Source organism: Paracoccus sp. S4493, from assembly GCF_000967735.1.
In the GTDB taxonomy this organism is placed as follows: Bacteria; Pseudomonadota; Alphaproteobacteria; order Rhodobacterales; family Rhodobacteraceae; genus Paracoccus; species Paracoccus marcusii.
On record NZ_JXYF01000324.1, the window covers coordinates 1 to 763 of the forward strand.

At 65.7% G+C, this 763-nt stretch carries 1 protein-coding gene; it reads right to left on the minus strand.

The features are described 5' to 3' along the window. A partial coding sequence (locus TW83_RS17445) for a class I fructose-bisphosphate aldolase (protein WP_045984058.1) occupies positions 1-762 on the minus strand: 762 nt, incomplete at its 3' end. Between the last annotated feature and the right edge of the window lies 1 nt (position 763).

Here is a 763-nt window from a genome sequence, read left to right on the forward strand (position 1 = left end):
CTTGGCCGCCCCGCCCGAGAACACCACGATGCGGCGTCCGCCAAAGCTGGCCTGCATGCAATGCTCGACCCGCTTGGCCTGGCTGGACACGTCGATCGCCTTCTCCTCGTAGACCTTCTTGGCCTCGGGCAGCATCAGGTGGTCGGTCGACAGCTTGATCTTGATGATATGCGCGCCGATCAGCGCCGCGATCTGGGCGGCATAGGCGGCCACGTCGATCGCGGTCTCGCCGTCCTTGGTGATCGCCTCGCCGCGCGGATAGGACCAGATGACGGTCGCCACGCCCTTGGCGGCGGCTTCCTTGCGCATGGCCACGATCTCCTCGAACATGTCCAGCGCCATGTCCGACCCCGGATAGATCGTGAAGCCGATCGCAGCGCAGCCAAGCCGCAGCGCGTCATCCACGGATGCGGTGATCGCCTGGTTCTTGCCCGCCGTGCCCGACATCAGGCTGTTGGCGCTGTTCACCTTCAGGATGGTGGGGATCTGGCCTGCAAAGGTGTCCGCACCCGCCTCGATCATGCCCAACGGCGCGGCATAGGCGTTCAGCCCGGCATCGATCGCCAGCTGATAATGGTAATGCGGGTCATAGCCGGCCGGGTTCGGCGCAAAGGACCGTGCGGGACCATGCTCGAACCCCTGGTCCACGGGCAGGATGATCATCTTGCCGGTGCCGGCCAGCTTTCCGGTCATCATCATGCGGGCCAGCTGCGCCTTCACGCCCGGCGTCTCGCCCTCGTAATTGGCCAGGATGCGGCGCACC